Source organism: Comamonas composti DSM 21721, assembly GCF_000429845.1.
GTDB lineage: Bacteria > Pseudomonadota > Gammaproteobacteria > Burkholderiales > Burkholderiaceae_C > Comamonas > Comamonas composti.
Genome location: NZ_AUCQ01000001.1, coordinates 15100 through 35372, shown reverse-complemented (window position 1 = coordinate 35372; position 20273 = coordinate 15100). Strand labels below are relative to the sequence as shown.

At 61.1% G+C, this 20273-nt stretch carries 12 protein-coding genes, 1 tRNA gene and 2 pseudogenes; 6 read left to right on the top strand and 9 right to left on the bottom strand.

Features of this window, described 5'->3' with window-relative positions; translation table 11 throughout:
- Positions 1–4 precede the first annotated feature (4 nt).
- From G486_RS0100135 to G486_RS23230, 4 genes and pseudogenes are all read left to right on the top strand, one after another.
- Positions 5–1216 carry a sensor domain-containing diguanylate cyclase gene (locus G486_RS0100135; protein WP_245587208.1) on the top strand — a complete coding sequence of 404 codons (1212 nt, stop codon included), beginning with the start codon at positions 5–7 and terminating at the stop codon, positions 1214–1216.
- A 14-nt stretch (positions 1217–1230) separates the two neighbouring features.
- On the top strand, positions 1231–1719 hold the full coding sequence (locus tag G486_RS0100130) for an OmpA family protein (protein ID WP_245587207.1): 489 nt from the start codon (positions 1231–1233) through the stop codon (positions 1717–1719).
- A 114-nt stretch (positions 1720–1833) separates the two neighbouring features.
- Positions 1834–2855: pseudogene (locus tag G486_RS24385) on the top strand (transposase).
- Between the two features lie 416 nt (positions 2856–3271).
- On the top strand, positions 3272–4078 hold the full coding sequence (locus G486_RS23230; RefSeq protein WP_084454905.1) for a HEPN domain-containing protein: 807 nt from the start codon (positions 3272–3274) through the stop codon (positions 4076–4078).
- Between the two features lie 178 nt (positions 4079–4256).
- Here G486_RS23230 and G486_RS21190 read toward each other — a convergent pair.
- From G486_RS21190 to G486_RS21185, 9 genes and pseudogenes are all read right to left on the bottom strand, one after another.
- Positions 4257–4766, bottom strand: a pseudogene (locus G486_RS21190) (DDE-type integrase/transposase/recombinase); the annotation flags it as partial.
- 116 nt (positions 4767–4882) lie between these two features.
- Positions 4883–4978: transfer RNA gene (locus tag G486_RS0100110), tRNA-Sec, on the bottom strand.
- Positions 4979–5083: 105 nt separating this feature from the next.
- Positions 5084–7024 (bottom strand): selenocysteine-specific translation elongation factor, encoded by a 1941-nt coding sequence (selB, locus tag G486_RS0100105; protein ID WP_027013701.1) that lies wholly within the window; start codon positions 7022–7024, stop codon positions 5084–5086.
- 94 nt (positions 7025–7118) lie between these two features.
- Positions 7119–8576 (bottom strand): L-seryl-tRNA(Sec) selenium transferase, encoded by a 1458-nt coding sequence (selA, locus tag G486_RS0100100; RefSeq protein WP_027013700.1) that lies wholly within the window; start codon positions 8574–8576, stop codon positions 7119–7121.
- Positions 8577–8578: 2 nt separating this feature from the next.
- Positions 8579–9541, bottom strand: coding sequence for a formate dehydrogenase accessory protein FdhE (fdhE, locus tag G486_RS0100095; protein WP_027013699.1), 963 nt, complete (start codon positions 9539–9541; stop codon positions 8579–8581).
- Between the two features lie 242 nt (positions 9542–9783).
- Positions 9784–10410 (bottom strand): formate dehydrogenase subunit gamma, encoded by a 627-nt coding sequence (locus tag G486_RS0100090; protein ID WP_027013698.1) that lies wholly within the window; start codon positions 10408–10410, stop codon positions 9784–9786.
- On the bottom strand, positions 10407–11336 hold the full coding sequence (fdxH, locus tag G486_RS0100085) for a formate dehydrogenase subunit beta (protein WP_027013697.1): 930 nt from the start codon (positions 11334–11336) through the stop codon (positions 10407–10409). Before fdxH ends, G486_RS0100090 begins: the two co-directional genes overlap by 4 nt.
- A 12-nt stretch (positions 11337–11348) precedes the next feature.
- Complete coding sequence (fdnG, locus tag G486_RS0100080; RefSeq protein ID WP_156919810.1) at positions 11349–14408, bottom strand: formate dehydrogenase-N subunit alpha; 3060 nt, start codon at positions 14406–14408, stop codon at positions 11349–11351.
- Positions 14409–14710: 302 nt separating this feature from the next.
- Positions 14711–15895 carry an AI-2E family transporter gene (locus G486_RS21185; protein WP_084454903.1) on the bottom strand — a complete coding sequence of 395 codons (1185 nt, stop codon included), beginning with the start codon at positions 15893–15895 and terminating at the stop codon, positions 14711–14713.
- A gap of 217 nt (positions 15896–16112) precedes the next feature.
- Between G486_RS21185 and G486_RS0100065 the strand changes: the two genes are divergently transcribed.
- Together G486_RS0100065 and odhB are read left to right on the top strand one after the other, a co-directional pair.
- Positions 16113–18992, top strand: a complete 2880-nt coding sequence (locus G486_RS0100065; protein ID WP_027013694.1) for a 2-oxoglutarate dehydrogenase E1 component — start codon at positions 16113–16115, stop codon at positions 18990–18992.
- A 53-nt stretch (positions 18993–19045) separates the two neighbouring features.
- Positions 19046–20272, top strand: coding sequence for a 2-oxoglutarate dehydrogenase complex dihydrolipoyllysine-residue succinyltransferase (gene odhB, locus G486_RS0100060; protein WP_027013693.1), 1227 nt, complete (start codon positions 19046–19048; stop codon positions 20270–20272).
- Position 20273: the final 1 nt, after the last annotated feature.

The following is a 20273-nucleotide window of genomic DNA, read 5'->3' as shown; positions in this document are numbered from 1 at the left end:
TTCCATGTCGAATAAAGCGTCCCTACACGATGTGATCCGCCGGGCCCATCTGCGCATGGCCTGGGTGTCGATTTCGCTTGCCGGCGTGCTGTTGCTGTTCGTGGGCCTGGGTGTGCTGCGCCTGTATGTGTCGGACAATCTGCAGCTTGTGGCGCGCTCCCTGGCCTATACCGTGGAGGCTTCGCTGGTGTTTGGCGATCGGGAGGAGGCCGGGCGTGTGCTCGAGCAGATGCTGCGCGGCGAAGGCGTCTCCCATGCGCGGGTGCTGGATGCCCAAGGAGAATTGTTCGTGCAATGGGTGGCCCATGGGCCGGCCGTCACCGAGCGCCTGGGAACGGCCCTGGCCGCAAGCATGGGCCTGTCTCCTGGAGAGGCGGCGGTCATGCAGGGCAGTACCGCTGTAGGCTCGGTCCAGCTGCACAGTGATGGCGGAGGGCTGGTGCGCTTTCTCGGGGCCGGCCTCGTGGTCCTGTTTCTGGGTGTGGGCGTGAGCGGCTATGTGGGCCTGCGCCAGTCCCGGCGCATGCTGGCCGATATTGGCCAGCCCCTGCAGGAGCTGGCCAAGGTCGCACGGGCCGTGCGCCATGACCGTTCCATGGAGCAGCGCGTGGGCCGCGCCCATCTGGCCGAGCTGCGCGAGCTGGGCGATGACTTCAATGCGCTGCTGGCCGAGCTGCAGATGCGGCATCAGCGGCTGGAGCAGCAAAACTCGGCACTCACGCGCCAGACGCAAAGAGATGCGCTGACCGGCCTGGCGAACCGCCCCTTCTTCGAGCAGCGGCTGGTGCGTGCGATGGAAGAGTTCGAGGCGAGCGGCAGAAAGCTGGCCGTGCTGTTTCTTGATCTGGATCGGTTCAAGCAGGTCAACGATATGTATGGTCATGCTGCAGGAGATGCCTTGCTCAAGGTCATCAGCATGCGCCTCAAGGCCCAGGTCAGGGAAAGCGATCTCGTGGCCCGGCTGGGCGGCGACGAGTTCGTGGCCTTGCTGGAGCCCGTGCGCGGCGTGGCCGATGCCGAGCATGTGGTGGAGAAGATCCAGCAGGCGATACAGGAGCCGTTGCTGCTGAGCGAGGACGTGATTCTGTATCCGGCACTCAGTGTGGGCGTGGCGATTTATCCGGACGACGGACGCAGCCTGGAAGACTTGATGGAGCATGCGGATCGACGCATGTATGTGACCAAGGCAAAGCAAAGAAAAAGCATAGGAGTTTGAAAATGCAGGGAATGATGGGAATCAACAGGTTCAAGAGCTGGCTTTATGGCCTCGCATTGCTCATGTCGCTGGCCGCCTGCCAGACGGCTCCCCAGCCAGAGGGCAAGACCTTGACCGAAGCCCAGCGCAGCGTGCTGCGCACCGAAGGCTTCGTCGAATCGTCGGAAGGCTGGGAGCTGCAGATGCCGGGGAAGATGCTTTTCGCCTTTGACTCCTCAACGGTGGATGCCACATCCAGGGAGCGCATTGCCAAGCTCGGCCAGGCGCTTTTGGAGGCCGGCATCGATGAGCTGCGCGTGGAAGGCCATACCGACAGCCAGGGCTCGGATGCCTATAACAAGCGCCTGTCCCTCAAACGTGCAGAGGCCGTGAATGAGGTGCTGGTCGAGTCCGGTTTCCAATCAGCCCGGATCAAGGTCCTGGGCCTGGGCAGCGATCACCCTTTGCAGAGCAGCGACCCCGCAGAGAACCGGCGCGTGGCCGTGGTCGTGCCCTTGTTCTGAAGGTGTTCCCCTGTCTGGGGTGTGGCGGAATGACCTTGGCCCCGAAAAACGTATCCCTTGCTGAGTGGTCCAATCCAAGCAAGAGGAAACGAAATGAATAAGACAAAGACGGCGATGACCAGGGCGCGTTACACGCTGAAATTCAAGCAGGAGGCTATGCGGCTGGTGGAAGGCGGGCAGAGCATTGCGGGGGCGGCTCGCGCGCTGGGCGTGGTGAATCAGACCTTGTTCAACTGGGTCAAGGCCAGCCGTACCGGCAAGCTCAGCGGCGCGGACAGCAAGCCTGTGAGCGCCGAGCAGATGGAGCGCGACATCTTGGGAAAAGCGACGGCGTACTTTGCAAAGACATCGAGCTGAAGTACGCCTTCATCCAAAAGCATCGCAAGGAGCTGCCGATCTCGGTGCAGTGTCGGGTGCTGAAGGTGAGCGTGGCGGGATATCACGAGCACTTCGCGCGCCGCGCCAGCGCGGCTCAGAGACGCCATCTGAGCGACGACGCATTGCTGGTGCACATCAAGGCAGTGCACGCCGAGAGCCGAGATGGCTATGGCTGGCCTCGGGTCTGGAAAGAGCTGCTCGCGCGTGGCATTCGGGTTGGCAAGGAGCGAGTGCAAAAGCTCATGCAGTTGCATGACATTCGAGGCAAGGGCAAGAAGCGATTCAAGGTTACGACCGACAGCCAACTGTGCATCGTGCACATGGTGCGCCACAGCCTGAACTACGTGTCTTGGAAACGCAGGAAGGAGGTGGCCGCTGACCTGCGCCGCATCTACACAGCCAGCACTGCCGACGAGGCCGAACTGCGCCTGGGTGAGTTCGAGGCCAAGTGGGATGCCGACTACCTGCCCATCGGCCAGTCCTGGCGCAGAAACTGGAGTCGGCGGACCCCGTTCTTTGATTACCCGCCAGAGATCCGCAGGGTCATCTACACGACCAATGCCATCGAGTCGGTGAACATGGGACTGAGGAAGCTGAGCAAGAACCGGGGCTCATTCCCCAGCGATGAAGCTCTGACCAAGCTGTTCTATCTGGCATTGCGCAATATCAGTCAGAAGTGGGGCATGCCCATCCGCGATTGGAAGGTTGCCTTGATCCGCTTTACCATTCAGTTCGGAGACCGTATCTCCGCCAACTGAAGTCCGACCCGTTTACACAAAAATTCGGACACGCCCTTATGTGAGCCCTATGCAGTTCGAGATGAACTGGCTTGCGGCGTAGTCTGCAAGTCACATCGCTGCTCGGTCATGGGATACGGAATCCGAGGGCAAGGTCATTCTTACTGCCCATCAATAGCAAAAAATTAAAAAGATCGTATGAAGACATGGAGTTCTCAACACGGAGAAGAAAAAACCTGCAGCCAATGCGGTTCTGTTTATGAGGTTCTATACCGTCAATCGCCAGTGAAAGATAGCGACTCGGCTAACTGTTATGTCTGCGGTCAAGAATTGGACAGGTGGAAATCAACACGCTATCCAAGCTTCACCCTCAAAACGCGCAGTGATTGGCCAAAACCCGATTAACCTTATCAAAGAATTATTTACTTGAGAGCAAAATGCCTTGGCCTGTAGACGTACTTATAAATAACTTTGCGATTCGATCTTTCCGTGAAACGGCAGATAAGGATTACATAACAGCACGTATGGCATACAGGGCGCGCCTGATACAGCCATATCGGTGGTCAGCACTACACTGCTTGGAAAAATATATTAAAGGCATTTGCCTATTAAATCGTATTAAATCTCACTCAGGACACTCCGTGCTTGCAGGTGTTGAACTGATTGAAAAATCTGGAAAACTCTCACTGGACCTAAGCCCAGCAACAAAACAATTCATCAGTCACTTAGAGGAAAGTGGTGCGGAGTTTCGCTACTATGAAGCTTCCTACTACAACAGGGAATTTGACATTATTCGATTAGATAAGGCGGTATGGGAAATCCGCCGTTATTGCCAACCCCTTAATTACGAAATAAATCTCAACGATGGCACACAAAAGAACATGCTCCACCTAAATCTAGAGCGCGTCAAAAATTCTGTGTCAAAGAAGGAAAAAGGCTCGTGCATCACGGGTGGAGTTCTTGAAAATATTATTAAGGATAAAAACCATCCCGCTCGAAAGTCACTTGTTTGGAACAACCTATTCTTTGGACCGTCCAAGCGGAAGAGTGTCAAAATGCGCCCTGACTGGGAATGTGGCAATTCACCCTTCTTTCTTCATCCTGAAATCATTGATGAAGTTGTGAAATACGTGCACATACCTAAGAGGATCGCCACGCAAGTGCGCGATTTTGCTCAACAACAAGCAACCAAAAAAACCGCCTCAGCATCAGAAGAGGCAATGAGTGCTGAAGCGAAGCAGTAGCCCCTCCTCTTTTTTCAGCGGCCATCTCCAAAATTCTATTAACGCATTCCCCTGTACTCCGTCTTCAGACTCTTCAGGGCAGCACGAGTGGCCTTGCCCTCGGATTCCGTATCCCATGACCGAGCAGCGATGTGACTTGCAGACTACGCCGCAAGCCAGTTTCTCTCGTACTGCATAGGGTGTCGCATCCCGGACGATCATATGGACGCTTATGAAACAGTTTTGGGTGCGCCTGATACCACTGCTTCATGGCTTGCAGCCCTGACTGTGGCAACTGGTGGTGGTACAGGAACACATAGCGCAGCAGCGTCTGCTCTAAATCCTCGGCGCTGTTGAAGCGGTGGGTCTTCAAGACGTCCGCAATCCGGCCATTGAAGCGTTCGACCATGCCATTGGTTCTCGGCGTTCTGGGCTTGGTCAGGCGATGCTTGATGCTCAGTGGTTCGCATAGCTGATCGAACTCGTGGTTGCCGCTGGGCTCGCGCTCACGGCTGGCAAACAGGCGATCGGTGAACTCCTTGCCGTTGTCGGTCAGCAGCTTGCTGATCTTGATGGGAAAGGCCTTGTACGAGGCCTTCAAGAAAGCCTTGGCATTGGCGGCTGCCTTGTTGGATTTGACCTGCACAAACACCCGGCGGGTTGCGCGGTCTATGGCCACGAACAGATAGCGGCGATTGGTCCCATCCTGTCTCTAGAGAGTGGCGAGAGCCCCTCTGGTTGAGTCCTTCAACAGTCGCCATTTCGTCTTTCCCTTTTGGGTGGGATTGAGTTGGACGATGTAGCACTTGACGGTAGTACTTTGAGTGGCGGAAAGCAGCAGGAGTCGAACCTACCCAGGAGCGGCTGACGCCCCTGACCGGGTTTGAAGCCCGGGCGCACCACCGGGTGCGTATGCCTTCCTTGATGCTGCGTTGGGCGACTGGCGCTGCCCCTGCTTTTTTGGGGACTGCGCCTGCGCCTTCCGATTTACGGGAGCAAGGCTTGGCATTGTAGCGGTCCCCGAGGTCAATTTTTCACAGCGGCGCTGTCGGCCCATTGCACGTCGGGGCGCAGCAGGTGGGCATCGCGTACGCGGCGCGTATAGCCTATGCGGTCAAAGAATTCCAGCAACTGGATGGCGCGCTTGCGTCCCAGGCCCGTGGCATCGCGGAATGCGCGGGCCTCGACCTCGCCGTGAGGCGCCTGGGCTGCAAGATTTCGCACCAGGGCCGCAAGCTCGTCCATGCGCGAGGGCGCATAGAACAAGTCCTTGACCACCTGGAACAGCAATCCCTGGCGCGAGAGCTTGCGCAGCAGCTGGCGCACGCTGTCCTCGCCTGCGCTGCAGTCGCGAGCCAGATCACGTACCCATGGCGGGTCGTAGCGGCCATTTTCCAGTACGGGCAGGAGCTGCTGCGCCAGCCGGGCCTCGTTTTCCGTGAGCTGAACGCTGTGGCTGGGCAGGTGCAGCCAGGCGCCGCTGGAGACGATGGAGCCCTCCTGCAGCAAGGCCCCGACCAGTCCGCGCCAGAGTCCGTCGTGTGTCGCCTGGCCCAGGCCCGGCAGGCCCATGCGCCTGAGGCGCGCTGCATTGACGCCAGGCTCGTCGGGGCTTTTTTCATGAAAGCGCGCAAGCGCGCCCAGCAGTTGTTCGCGCAGTTGTTGCCAGCGTGCCTCGCCCAGCAGCAGGGCATCGCCATCGCTGAGCACCAGGCTTCGCATGCCGGGGAAGGCGGCGGCATTGCCGGACAAGGTGCGGCCCGTGAGCCGCATGAGCTGGCTTCGGCTGATGCCGTGGGCCGCATGGGCGATCAGCGCGCTTGCATCGCCCGTGACGATCAAGGTCTGCAAGGCCTGCAAGTAGGCCTGGCGGTCCGGGCTGCGGCGCTTGCGTGCAGGCGCAAAGGGGTCGATCACGGTGCCGCCGGCGATGGTGCGGCTGGCCTGGGCGTTGCGCAATACCAGCCGGTCGCCGGGCAGGGTGTGGACGGGGGCATCCAGCACCAGTTGCACCACGGCCTGGCTGCCAGGGGCCAGGGGCTGATCCTGGAGCAGGGCCACGTGGGCGGTGACATGGGCCGTGCCCAGATGCAGGTGTACGGGCGCCCATTGGGCGAGTTCGGGCGCATCGCTCAGCAACTGCAGCTCGACATCCATGCGTTCGCTGGCCTGCAGCAGACGGGCATCGGCAATCCAGTCGCCACGCGCAATGTCTTCCTTGGCGATGCCCGCGAGGTTCAGTGCACAGCGCTGGCCGGCGCGGCCTTGCTCGCTGGCCTGGTTTTGCGCATGCAGGCTGCGTACGCGTACGGCCTGTCCGCTGGCCGAATGGGCCAGCACATCGCCTACGCGCACCGAGCCGCCAAACACCGTGCCTGTGACCACCGTGCCCTGGCCCGGCAGGCTGAAGCTGCGATCCACCGCGAGGCGAAACAGGCCGTCTGCGGTTTTGTCGCTCTGGCCCAGGGCCTGCTCCACAAGATGGGCGCGCAACTGCTGCACACCGGCATCGCCGTCTTGGGCGGCAGAGGTTTCAAAGACCGGCGCATGGGCCAGGGGGGTGCCGCTCAGCAGGGCGGCAATCTGATCGCGCACCTGTTGCAGGCGCTCGGGCGTGGCCTTGTCGGCCTTGGTCAGTGCGACGGTGCCTGCGCGCACGCCCAGCAGGCGCAGAATGTCCAGGTGTTCGCGCGTCTGCGGCATGACGCCATCGTCGGCGGCCACGACCAGCAGTGCATGGTCTATGCCCACGGCGCCTGCGGCCATAGTGTGCACGAATTTCTCATGGCCGGGTACGTCCACGATGCCCAGCACGCGTCCGTCAGGCAAGGGCGTGTAGGCGTAGCCGAGCTCTATGGAGATGCCGCGCGCCTTTTCCTCCTTGAGGCGGTCGGTCTCGACTCCCGTCAATGCGCGCACCAGCGTGGTCTTGCCATGGTCGATATGGCCGGCTGTGCCAATGATCATCAAAAGTCCTCACCCGGTCATGCGTGCCGGGTCATGCATCAAATAGGCCTCAAGCGCTTGATGGGCAAGCGCTTGCAGCTATGTTTTCAATAGTTCAGGCAGCCGTCTGGCCGCGAGCCTGCAACTGCTTCACAAAGTCTGGCTGGTCGCTGGCTTCAAGACAGCGCAAGTCCAGCCACAAGGCATTGTCGTGCAGCCGGCCGATCACCGGCCGGGGCAGGGCGCGCAGCCAGGCTTCAAGCTGGCTGAGCCTGCCTGGCACAGCACCTGCGCTGGCGGGCTCTATCCTGAGGCCGGCGCTGGGCAGGCTTTCCACGGGCAGGGCGCCGCTGCCTATCTGGCTGCTCATGTCTGCCACCTGCACCACAAATCCTGGACCCAGAGCCTGTTGCATCTGCGGTTGCAGCTCCCGGGCCTGGGCCTGCATGTCTGCGCGCGTGCGTGTGAACAGGCGCAGCGTGGTCAATTGCCGGGCCAGTTGTTCGGGGTGAAGGTAGAGCCGCAGCGTGCTATCCAGCGCGGCAAGCGTGAGCTTGCCCACGCGCAGCGCACGCTTGAGCGGGTGCTTCTTGATGCGCGCAATCAAATCCTTTCTGCCCACGATGAGCCCGGCCTGGGGGCCGCCCAGCAGCTTGTCGCCACTGAAGGTGACCAGATCGGCGCCGGCTTCCACGGTTTCGCGCACCGTGACTTCATAGGGCAGGCCCCACTCGCGCAGGTCGACCAGGGTGCCGCTGCCCAGATCGACAATCATGTCCAGTCCCGCGCCATGCGCAATGCGGGCCACATCGGCATCGCCTACCGATTTGGTAAAGCCGGTGATCGCGTAGTTGCTGCAATGCACTTTCATGAGGGCCGCAGTCTGCTCGCCGATCGCCTGGGCATAGTCACGCTCATGCGTGCGGTTGGTGGTGCCGATCTCGACCAGGCTGGCGCCTGCATGGCGCATCACGTCGGGGATGCGGAACGCGCCGCCGATCTCCACCAGCTCGCCGCGCGAGACGATGACCTCCTTGCCGGCCGCGAGCGTGGCAAGGCTCAGCAAGACGGCCGCGGCATTGTTGTTGACCACGGTTGCGGCCTCGGCACCCGTGAGGTCGCAGATCAGGGCTTCGATCAGATCGTCACGATCGCCGCGTCCGCCGTCGTCGAGGTCGTATTCGAGATTCGCCGCAGCCGTCATCGCCTGCACCACGGACGCGACGGCCGCCTGAGGCAGCAGGGCTCGGCCGAGATTGGTGTGCAGCACTGTGCCTGTGAGATTGAACACGGGCCTGAGCCGGGATGCAAAGCGCTGCTCAAGCAGTACCTGGGCCTGGGCGATGACCTGGCTCACATCGACGGTGGCCAGGCATCTATCCGCCTTTTGGACCTGCTGGCGCAATTGCTCGCGCAGTTCGGCCAGGGCCTGGCGCACGGCCCGGGTGCAGGCGTCCAGCCCATGGCTTTGGCGCAGCGACTGCATGGCTGCGTCCTGCAAGACCTTGTCCACGGCGGGCAGGCGCAGGGGTACAGGGAGGGAGCGGGCGGGAGTGGCGGCGTCGTGCTGCATGCTCAGGCCGCCGGGTCTATGAGTTCGTCGCTGTCGTCATCCTGCTCCTCGGCAAAGGCGACATAGAGCAGAGGGTTGGCGCTGGCGCGCCGAAAGCGGGTCTCGCTCATGAGCAGGTCCAGGGTCAGCGAAGCCAGGTCGTCGGCCAGGGGCTCGGCCAGCGGATCCTTTTCCTGGTTGGAGAGTTTGCGGTAGCTGCTGCATTCGTCGCAGGTCTCGGCCACCAGACCATCACCCGCACCTTCTATGCCCTGGTAGCGGATGCCCTTGGTGGATTCGCAGTGCGAGCACTTGACGCGCACCATATGCCACTCCGTGCAGCAACTGCCGCAGTGCAGATAGCGGTGGCCTGCGGCCTGGCCGCCTATGCGCAGCACGCTGGCCACAGGCTCGCCTGCACATACCGGGCAGATCGAGGCCGGATCGGTGTAAGGCACGTCGCGCGCATCCAGGCTGCTGGCGCGTTTGGCGAGCACGACCTGCACGGCCGCCATGATGAAGGGTGCCATGCCCACATGGCGTGCCGCGACTTCCTTTTGCAGCAGCTTGATGGCAATGTCGTTGCGCTCTTCCACGCCGAGTGCGGCCAGCTCCTGAAGCAGGGGCTGCAAGGGCTCGGGCAGGGCATTGCTGGCGCCCAGCGTCTCGATCATGGCCTCCAGCACCTGGTGCCAGGCGGGGTCGAGGTGCTCGGCCGCAGGCAGCAGGGGCATGGAGTGCTGCTGTGCACGCTGCATCAGGGCGGCATCGGGTGTGTCCAGCACCAGCGAGGCCTGGGCCTGGTGCTGGGCGTCGACGATCTTCGCCACGAACAGCAGATAGTCGGCAATGGGGTTGTCCACGGCCAGTTGGCGCAGGCGCGCTGCACGCTCGGCGAACAGGCTCGCCACCTGGGGCAGGCGCACGCGAGGAAAGCTGGTGTTGTCCAGGGCTTCGATTTCGCCGGGTTGAAGAATGCGTTGCATCTGAATATTCCCAAAAAACAAAGCGCCCAGCGTCCGGGGACGCTGGGCGGCTCATGGCGTCAGACTAGAGGCTAGCATGATGCCGAGGACGGCTGGCATGGCCGGGCAATGATGAAGGGCTATGAGCAGTGCCTGCTGGAAGCCATGTCTCAAAAAACCGGCAGAGCCCGCTCAAGGACGCCAGGCAAGAGCCACCTCGCGGTGCGTAAGCGCCTTGGAGCGTGTTCACGCTCTCAGGGGCCTTAATCGTTATCCCCGGTCATCTTGCGGTACCAGCCGCGGTGGTGCTGCTTGGCCCAGGCGCGCGTCACGGTGCCGTAGAGCATGGCGCGGATGGTGCCCCGGGTCCAGATGGCGGCGTACACGTGCATGATGATCAGGCCAATCATCCATACGGCCGCAATGGCGTGCACCACCGAAGCGGCGCGCACCACGTCCACGGGCAGGGTCCACCAGGCACGCCACATCAGGGCACCGGTCACGGTGATCAGCAGCATGCCGATGACCAGGCCCCAGAACAGCAGCTTCTGGCCGCCGTTGTACTTGCCTTGCTCGGGCATGTCGTGGTCGTCGCCATCGATCATCTTGTTGACGTTCTTCAGCCATTCAACATCACGGGGCTCCATGATGTTGAGCTTGGCAAAACGGCAGGCCATGATGATGAAGAACAGCGCCATCACCACCCCGATATAGGGGTGGAGAATGCGCGTCCAGGGACCACCGCCGAACAGCTGGGTCAGCGGGAAGAACGCTGGATGGAAGAACGCCAGACCCGACAGGGCTAGCAAAATGAAGCAAATGCCGACCACCCAGTGGTTGGCGCGCTCCGATGCGTTGTAGCGCACGAGGTCGCGTGGATTGCGTTTCATTGCCTGTCCTCCTTGTTCAGCGCGTTGGCATCCTTGCGCTCCATTTCATCTTCGAGCTCCTTGGACACATCGTTCGGGCCCTTGGTGATGTAGTGGAACAGGCTGCCCACGGCAGCAGCGCCCAAAGCAGCCATGGCCAGCGGCTTGGCCACACCCTTCCACAGTGCAACCATGGGGCTGATCCTGGGATCATCCGGCAGGCCCTTGTAGAGGGATGGCTTGTCCGCATGGTGCAGCACGTACATCACGTGGGTGCCACCCACGCCTTGCGGGTCATACAGACCGGCCTTGTCAAAGCCGCGCTTGTTCAGGTCGGTGATGCGGCGCTCGGCCTGGTCCTTCATGGCCTGCTTGGTGCCGAACATGATGGCGCCGGTAGGGCAGGTCTTGACGCAGGCAGGTTCGCGTCCGACGGCCACGCGGTCAGAACACAGCGTGCACTTGTAGGCCTTGTTGTCCTTCTTGGAGATGCGGGGGATGTTGAACGGACAGCCCGTGACGCAGTAGCCGCAGCCCACGCACTGGTCCTGCTGAAAGTCCACGATGCCGTTGCTGTACTGCACGATGGCGCCCGGCGAAGGGCAGGCCTTGAGGCAGCCCGGGTCTTCGCAGTGCATGCAGCCGTCCTTGCGGATCAGCCATTCCAGGTTGCCCGTGGCCTCGTTCTCGTACTCGGTAAAGCGCATCACGGTCCACGACTGATCGGTGAGATCGGTGGGGTTGTCGTACACACCTGCTGCGCAGGTACCGATTTCGTCGCGCAGATCGTTCCACTCCATGCAGGCGGTCTGGCAAGCCTTGCAGCCAATGCACTTGGATACATCGATCAGCTTGGCCACCTCGCCGCTGTGCGTTTCGCGGGCGCTGGGAGCAGGCGTCGTCGTTGCCGAGCGACGCTTGATATCTAAAGACATGGTTGATGACATCAGCGCTACTCCTTAAGCCTTTTCAACCTTCACGAGGAAGGTCTTGGATTCCGGGGTCAGGCTGTTGCCGTCGCCAACCGAGGCCGTCAGATTGTTGGCCATGTAACCCTTGCGCCCCGTGGACGAGAAACCCCAGTGGATGGGGACGCCCACGTGGTGGATGAGCTTGCCGTCGATCTTCAAAGGCCTCAGACGCTTGGTCACCACGGCGGCGGCCTTCACGAAGCCACGCTTGGAAGACACCTTGACCTGCTGGCCAGTTTCTATACCCAGCTCCTTGGCCAGCGCCTCGCCGATTTCCACGAACTGCTCGGGCTGAACAATGTTGTTCAACTGCACGTGCTTGGTCCAGTAGTGGAAGTGTTCGGTCAGGCGGTAGGTCGTGCCCACATGCGGGAACTCGGCGGCCGTGCCTGCTGTGTCCTTGACCGAGTCAAAGATGCGCATCGCAGGGTTGATCACAGCCAGCTTGTTGTCGGGGTACATGGGGTTGTAGCCCAGCGGGTTGTCGAATGCCTCGTAGTGCGTGGGGAACGGTCCTTCGTTCATGCCCTTGCGTGCGAACAGACGCGCCACACCCTCGGGGTTCATGATGAAGGGGTTGGTGCTCTCGGGCGGCATGGTCGGGCCCATGTCGGGCACGTCGGCACCGCCCCAGGTCTTGCCATTCCACTTGATCAGCACGCGCTCGGGGTTGAACGGCTTGCCATCGCGGTCGCAGGATGCACGGTTGTAGAGCACGCGGCGATTGGCCGGCCAGGCCCAGGCCCAGTTCAGCGTGTTGCCTATGCCTGTGGGGTCGCTGTTGTCGCGGCGCGCCATCTGGTTGCCCGAGGACGTCCAGCTGCCTGCCCAGATCCAGCAGCCACCCAGGGTGGAGCCGTCGTCGCGCATCTCGCCAAAGCCTGCCAGTTGCTCGCCCGCCTTGCGGATGAGCTTGCCTTCTGCATCGATGAGGTCCACCAGTGCTCGGCCGTTGTATTCCTTGGCAATCTCTTCCGAGGACGGATGAGCTGCCTGGGCATAGGGCCAGTACAGGTTGGTGATGGGGTCGGGGAACTTGCCGCCTTCCTTCTCGTACAGCGCCTTCATGCGCAGGTGCAGGCCCGACATGATGGCAATGTCGGTCCTGGCCTCGCCCGGAGCGTCGGCAGCCTTCCAGTGCCACTGCAGCACGCGCGAGGAACTGACTACCGCACCATCTTCTTCTGCAAAGCAGGTGGTGGGCAGGCGGAACACCTCGGTCTGAATGGAGGCCGAGTCCACGTCGTTGAACTCGCCGTGGTTCTTCCAGAACTCGGAAGTCTCGGTCACCAGGGGATCCATGATCACCAGGAACTTGAGCTTCTTCAGGCCTTCGCGCACATTGTTGCTGTTGGCCAGCGCCGCAAGAGGGTTGAAGCCCTGAGCGATGTAGCCGTTGACCTGGCCCTGATTCATCAGGTCAAAGATCTGCAGCATGTCGTACTGCCTGTCCAGCTTGGGCAGGTAGTCGAAGGCCCAGTTGTTCTCCGCCGTCGCCGCAGGGCCCCACCAGGCCTTCATCAGGCTGACGTGGAACTTTGGCGTGTTCGACCAGTAATTCATCTGGCCCGGCCGCATGGGCTTGGGCGTGCGTGCGTCGATGTACTTCTGGTAGTCCTGCTCGGCTTCGTTGGGCAGCGTCAGATAGCCGGGCAGCGAGGCCGACAGAATGCCCAGGTCCGTCAGGCCCTGGATGTTGGAGTGACCGCGCAGCGCGTTCATGCCGCCACCGGCGACGCCGATATTGCCCAGCAGCAACTGGATCATGGCGCCGCAGCGCAGCATCTGCGCCCCCGTGGTGTGCTGTGTCCAGCCCAGGGCGTACATGATGGTTGCCGAGCGGCCGGCTTCGGCTGTGGATGCAAGCTTTTCGCAAACGTGCAGGAACTGCTTTTGCGAGGTACCGCAAATGGCTTCCACCTTCTCGGGCGTGTAGCCTGCATAGTGCTTCTTGAGCAACTGGTAGACGCAGCGCGGATGCTCCAGGCTGGGGTCGACCTTGACGAAGCCGTCTTCACCGAGCTCATAGTCCCAGGTGGACTTGTCGTAGCCGCGCTTGTCGGGGTTGTAGCCCGAGAAGATGCCCTCGTCGAACGCAAACTCCTCCTTCACGATGAAGGTGAAGTCGGTGTAGTTCTTCACGTACTCGTGATGGATTCTGTCGTTCGTGAGCAGATAGTTGATCACGCCGCCGAGGAAGGCGATGTCCGAGCCCGAACGGATGGGGGCATAGAAGTCGGCCACGGAGGCAGAGCGGTTGAAGCGCGGATCGACCACCATGAAGTAGGCACCGTTGTGCTCCTTGGCCTCGGTCACCCACTTGAAACCGCAGGGGTGTGCTTCGGCAGCATTGCCGCCCATGATCAAAATAACGTCCGCGTTCTTGATGTCGACCCAATGGTTCGTCATCGCTCCACGGCCAAACGTCGGGGCAAGACCTGCCACCGTCGGGCCGTGTCAGACACGTGCTTGGTTGTCGAGTGCAAGAAGGCCCCAGGAGCGGGCCACTTTGTGCGTTACATAGCCGGCTTCATTGCTGGAGGCCGAGGCGGCCAGCATGCCGGTGGTGAGCCAGCGGTTCACCGTCTGGCCCTTGTCGTTTTGCTCCACGAAGTTGGCATCGCGGTCTTGCTTGAGCAGCTTGGCGATGCGGTCCAGGGCTTCGTCCCAGGACATGCGCTTCCATTCGCTGGAGCCGGGCGCGCGGTATTCGGGGTATTGCAGGCGGTGGGGGCTGTGAACAAAGTCCAGCAGTGCTGCACCCTTGGGGCACAGCGTGCCGCGGTTCACCGGGTGGTCGGGGTCGCCCTCGACGTGTATCACGGAGAGCTTGGCATTGCGCACGCCGTCGCTCATGGAGTACATCAAGATGCCGCAGCCTACCGAGCAGTAGGTACAGGTCTGACGCGTGACCGTGGTCGCGGCCAGCTTGAACTGGCGCACCTCAGCCAGGGCCGTGCTGGGAGAAAAACCCATCAAGGCAAGGCTGGATCCCGCCAGAGTCGAACCAGTCACTTTCATGAACTGGCGCCTGGAAAATTGGGCCATGGGGTACCTTTTTAGAAATATACGCTTGTGACCAAATTTTATGACCCTGACCAAGGGTGAATCCGGGAAGTAACCCTTAATCCTGAGCGTTGGCGTGCGATATCGGGAAAATGCATGCCTCAAAAGGCTGGATAGTCCTCAAGTCCTTGTCGGGAAAGGGTTTGATGATTTATTTGAAAATAAAAAATTCGAAATATCCATATGGATATTTCGAATTTTGTTAATGATTTATGTTGAAATCTATTTTTTGAAAAATGATTCAAATGTTTTCAGGAGTATTATCAATATCGATGAAGATTGTTCTACGAGTGATTTTGTCCTGAATCTTTCGATAAAGCGACTGGTGTAGCTTGCTCCTCGGCATTCTTTGCGGCTTGGTCAGGACTTTGCGAGTAGTTCGTTATATTTGTTTGTTCATTTCGTGTGCGCTCCTCGAGGTCTTGTTGCTGCATGCGCGAGAACAGGTCCCAGATGACCATGAACAGGGCGGCGATCACGGGGCCGATCACAAAGCCCGTCAGGCCGAACAAGGACATGCCGCCGAGGGTGGAGATCAGCACGATGTAGTCGGGCATCTTGGTGTCCTTGCCGACGAGCTGAGGGCGCAGCACATTGTCCACCAGGCTGATCACGAGGATGCCGTAGGCGGCCAGGGCCACGCCCTTCATCATGGCTCCAGTGGCAATGAAGTAGATCGCCACGGGGGCCCAGATCAGGCTGGCACCCACGGCGGGCAGCAGGGACAGAAAGGCCATGATCACCCCCCAGAGCACGGGGCCTTGAATGCCCAGAATCCAGAAGATCAGTCCGCCCAGGGCGCCCTGGGCTGCGGCCACGGCCATGTTGCCCTTGACCGTGGCGCGGATCACGATGGTGAACTTGCTCGACAGCTCTCTCTTGTGCTCGGCTTCCAGGGGAATGGCGGCGCGCAGCTTCTGGGTCAGCTCGGTGCCATCGCGCAGCAGGAAGAACAGCAGATAGAGCATCACGCAAAAGCCCACGAGAAAGCCCAGGGTGTTCTGGCCTATGCCCACGGCCTTGCTGGCCGCGAGCTTGCTGGCCTGCATGGCGACATCGGTGAACTTTTCCTGAAGGTCGGCCATGGAGCCCAGATGCAGCCTGTCCATCCACGGTGTGGCCCAGGAGGGCAGGGCGCTCATGATCTGCTCCAGATAGGTTCCGGCGTCCAGGTTGCCGCTGCTCAGGCTTTCATAGATGGCCGAGGCCTCGCTGATCAGCGATGTTCCGAGCAAGGCCAGTGGCAGGATGACGACGATCAGGCACAGCAGCAGGGTTGACAGTGCAGCCAGATTGGTGCGCCTGGGCATGCGCGCCAGCAGGCGCCGGTGCAGCGGCGCAAACAGTATGGCCAGCACAATGCCCCAGAAGATGGCTGCCATGAACTCCCAAAGTACAGCAGCAAAGCCAAGGGTTGCTGCAATGAGCAGTAGCATGAAGGTGCGTTTATGTAGTGGCAGCAGGTTCATTTTTGAATCCATCAGAACATGTGCGAATGTACGCGACCTTTGTGTCGGACCGCTCGCGCGCACAGGTCTGCCTGGATGAGAGAACGGTGGCACAATGTCGGACGCAACAAAAGGCCCTTCCCAGCCACAGTCGCATCCGCCAATCGGTTCAGCCGTGTCGCGGAAGGTTCCACAAACCAGCTAAGGCCTCCCATAGGGGGGCGAAGGTCAGCGCAACATGAGCGATCAGACATCGGTCTACCGTGCCTACCAAGGCAATACCTATCTCTTCGGCGGCAATGCCCCCTATGTCGAAGAGATGTATGAGAACTACCTAGCCAACCCCGGCAGCGTGCCAGACTCCTGGCGCGAGTACTTTGATGCATTGCAACATGTGCCCGCGGCTGATGGCACGGATGCCAAGGATGTCCCCCACCTGCCCGTCATCAATGCTTTCGCCGAGCGTGCCAAGCAGGGCGGTACACGTGTTGTCGTGGCTTCGGGAGCCGACTCCGAACTGGGTCGCAAGCGCACGGCCGTACAGCAGCTGATTGCCGCCTACCGCAACGTGGGCCAGCGTTGGGCCGATCTCGATCCCTTGAAGCGCACCGAGCGCCCCGAGATTCCCGAACTCGAACCTGCGTTCTACGGCTTTGCTGATGCAGACCAGGAAACCGTGTTCAACGTGGGCAACACCTTCTTCGGCAAGGAGACCATGTCGCTGCGCGAGCTCATGAACTCGCTGCGCGAAACCTATTGCGGCACCATCGGCGTCGAATACATGTATGCCACCGACCAGGTGCAAAAGCGCTGGTGGCAGCAAAGGCTGGAAGCCATCCGCTCCAAGCCCAACTTTGATGCCAGCCAGAAAAAGCGCATCCTCGATCGCCTGACGGCTGCCGAAGGCCTGGAGCGCTATCTGCACACCAAGTATGTGGGCCAGAAGCGTTTCTCGCTCGAAGGCGGTGAGTCCTTCATCGTGGCCATGGACGAGCTCATCAACGCTGCCGGCCAGAAGGGCGTGCAGGAAGTCGTGATCGGCATGGCCCACCGCGGTCGTCTGAACGTGCTGGTCAACACCCTGGGCAAGATGCCCAAGGACTTGTTCGCCGAGTTCGACCACACGGCTCCCGAAGACCTGCCTGCGGGTGACGTGAAGTATCACCAGGGCTTCAGCTCCGACGTGTCCACGGCCGGCGGCCCGGTGCACCTGTCGCTGGCCTTCAACCCCTCGCACCTGGAAATCGTCAATCCCGTGGTCGAAGGTTCGGTGCGCTCGCGCATGGACCGTCGCGGCGATCCGCAGGGCAAGCAGGTCCTGCCCGTGCTGGTGCACGGCGATGCAGCCTTTGCAGGCCAGGGCGTGAACCAGGAAACTCTGGCGCTGATGCAGACCCGTGGCTACACCACGGGCGGCACGGTGCACATCATCATCAACAACCAGATCGGCTTCACCACTTCCGATCCGCGCGATGCACGCTCCACGCTGTACTGCACGGACATCGTGAAGATGGTGGAATCCCCGGTGCTGCACGTCAACGGCGACGATCCCGAGGCCGTGGCCCTGGCCGTGCAACTGGCGCTGGACTTCCGCATGGAGTTCGCCAAGGACGTGGTCGTGGACATCGTCTGCTTCCGCAAGCTGGGCCACAATGAGCAGGACACGCCTGCGCTGACCCAGCCGCTGATGTACAAGAAGATCGGCCAGCACCCCGGCACGCGCAAGCTGTATGCAGACAAGCTCGCGGCCCAGGGCCTGGGCGATACTCTGGGCGACGACATGGCCAAGGCCTATCGCGCCGCCATGGATGAAGGCCGTCACACGGTGGACCCCGTGCTGACCAACTTCAAGAGCAAGTACGCGGTGGACTGGAGCCCCTTCTTGGGCAAGACCTGGACCGATGCCGGTGACACCGCCATTCCGCTGACAGAGTGGAAGCGTCTGGCCGAGCGCATTACCACCATTCCCGAGACCGTGACGCCTCACGCCCTGGTGAAGAAGGTCTATGACGACCGCGCTGCCATGGGCCGTGGTGACATCAATGTGGACTGGGGCATGGGCGAGCACATGGCTTTCGCCTCGCTGGTGGCATCGGGCTATCCCGTGCGCCTGTCGGGCGAAGACTGCGGCCGCGGCACCTTCACCCACCGCCATTCGGTGATTCATGACCAAAAGCGTGAGAAGTGGAGCGAAGGCACCTATATCCCGCTGCAGAACGTGGCCGAGAGCCAGGCTCCGTTCGTGGTCATCGACTCCATCCTGTCCGAAGAGGCGGTGCTGGGCTTTGAATACGGCTATGCCTCCAACGATCCCAACACCCTGGTGATCTGGGAAGCCCAGTTCGGCGACTTCGCCAACGGCGCTCAGGTCGTGATCGACCAGTTCATTGCCTCGGGTGAAGTCAAGTGGGGCCGCATCAACGGCCTGACCCTGATGCTGCCCCATGGCTATGAAGGCCAGGGCCCCGAGCACAGCTCGGCGCGCCTGGAGCGCTTCATGCAACTGGCCGCCGACACCAACATGCAGATCGTGCAGCCGACCACGGCCAGCCAGATCTTCCACGTGCTGCGCCGCCAGATGGTGCGCAATCTGCGCAAGCCACTGGTCATCATGACGCCCAAGTCGCTGCTGCGTAACAAGGATGCGACTTCGCCCCTGGCCGAGTTCACCAGCGGGGGCTTTCGCACCGTGCTGCCCGAGCAGGACGAGGCCGTGGTGAAGAACGCCGCCAAGGTCAAGCGCGTCATTGCCTGCTCGGGCAAGGTGTACTACGACCTGGTGAAAAAGCGCACCGAGAAGGAAAGCAAGGACGTGGCCATCATCCGCGTCGAGCAGCTCTATCCCTTCCCGCACAAGGCCTTTGCTGCCGAGCTCAAGAAATACGGCAATGCCACGGAAATCGTCTGGTGCCAGGATGAGCCGCAGAACCAGGGTGCCTGGTTCTTCATCCAGCACAACATCCACGAGAACATGCTCGATGGACAGAAGCTGGGCTACTCCGGCCGCGCTGCCTCGGCATCGCCTGCCGTAGGCTACTCGCACCTGCACCAGGAGCAACAAAAGGCACTGGTCGAAGGCGCATTCGGCAAGCTCAAGGGTTTTGTCCTGACCAAGTAAGGCAGTGACCCCATCCTCGTATCAGAACAGAACACTTTTTGGAAGAATTCAAAATGGCTATCGTTGAAGTCAAAGTTCCCCAGCTGTCCGAATCCATTGCCGAAGCCACCATGCTGACCTGGAAGAAAAAGGTCGGTGAAGCTGTGGCCGTGGACGAAATTCTCATCGAGATCGAGACCGACAAAGTGGTGCTGGAAGTGCCCGCCCCTTCGGCTGGCGTGCTCACCGAAATCGTCCAAGGCGACGGCGCCACCGTGGTGGCCGAGCAGCTCATCGCCAAGATCGACACCGAAGCCGTGGCAGGTGCGGCCGCGCCTGCAGCCGCAGCCCCCGCTGCTGCTCCTGCAGCCGCTCCCGCCGCAGCGGCCAACAAGGGCGATGTGGCCATGCCTGCTGCCGCCAAGATCCTGGCGGAGAACAATCTGTCGGCTGCCAATGTGGCGGGCACGGGCAAGGACGGCCGTGTGACCAAGGGTGATGCGCTGTCTGCCATCAAGGCTGGCGCCACCATCCCCACCGGCGCTCCCAAGACTGCTCTGCCCCAGGTGGCCGCGCCTGCGGTCAAGGAAGACCTGTCGGGCCGCCCCGAGCAGCGTGTGCCCATGACCCGTCTGCGTGCCCGCGTGGCCGAGCGCCTGCTGCAGTCGCAATCCACCAACGCCATCCTGACCACGTTCAACGAAGTGAACATGGCGCCCGTGATGGCCTTGCGCAAGAAATTCCAGGACGATTTCGTCAAGGAGCACGGTGTGAAGCTGGGCTTCATGTCCTTCTTCGTGAAGGCGGCAGTGCACGCCCTCAAGAAGTACCCGGTGCTCAACGCCTCGGTGGACGGCAACGACATCGTCTATCACGGCTACTTCGACATCGGTATCGCCGTGGGCTCGCCCCGTGGCCTGGTGGTGCCGATTCTGCGCAACGCCGACCAGATGAGCTTCGCCGACATCGAAAAGAAGATTGCCGAATTCGGCAAGAAGGCGGCTGACGGCAAGCTGGGCATCGAGGAGATGACCGGCGGCACCTTCTCCATCTCCAACGGCGGCACCTTCGGCTCGATGATGTCCACCCCCATCATCAACCCGCCCCAGTCGGCCATCCTGGGCGTGCACGCCACCAAGGACCGCGCCGTGGTGGAAAACGGCCAGGTCGTGGTGCGACCCATGAACTACTTCGCCATGTCGTATGACCACCGCATCATCGACGGCCGCGAAGCCGTGCTGGGCCTGGTGGCCATGAAGGACGCGCTGGAAGATCCTTCGCGCCTGCTGTTCGATCTGTGAT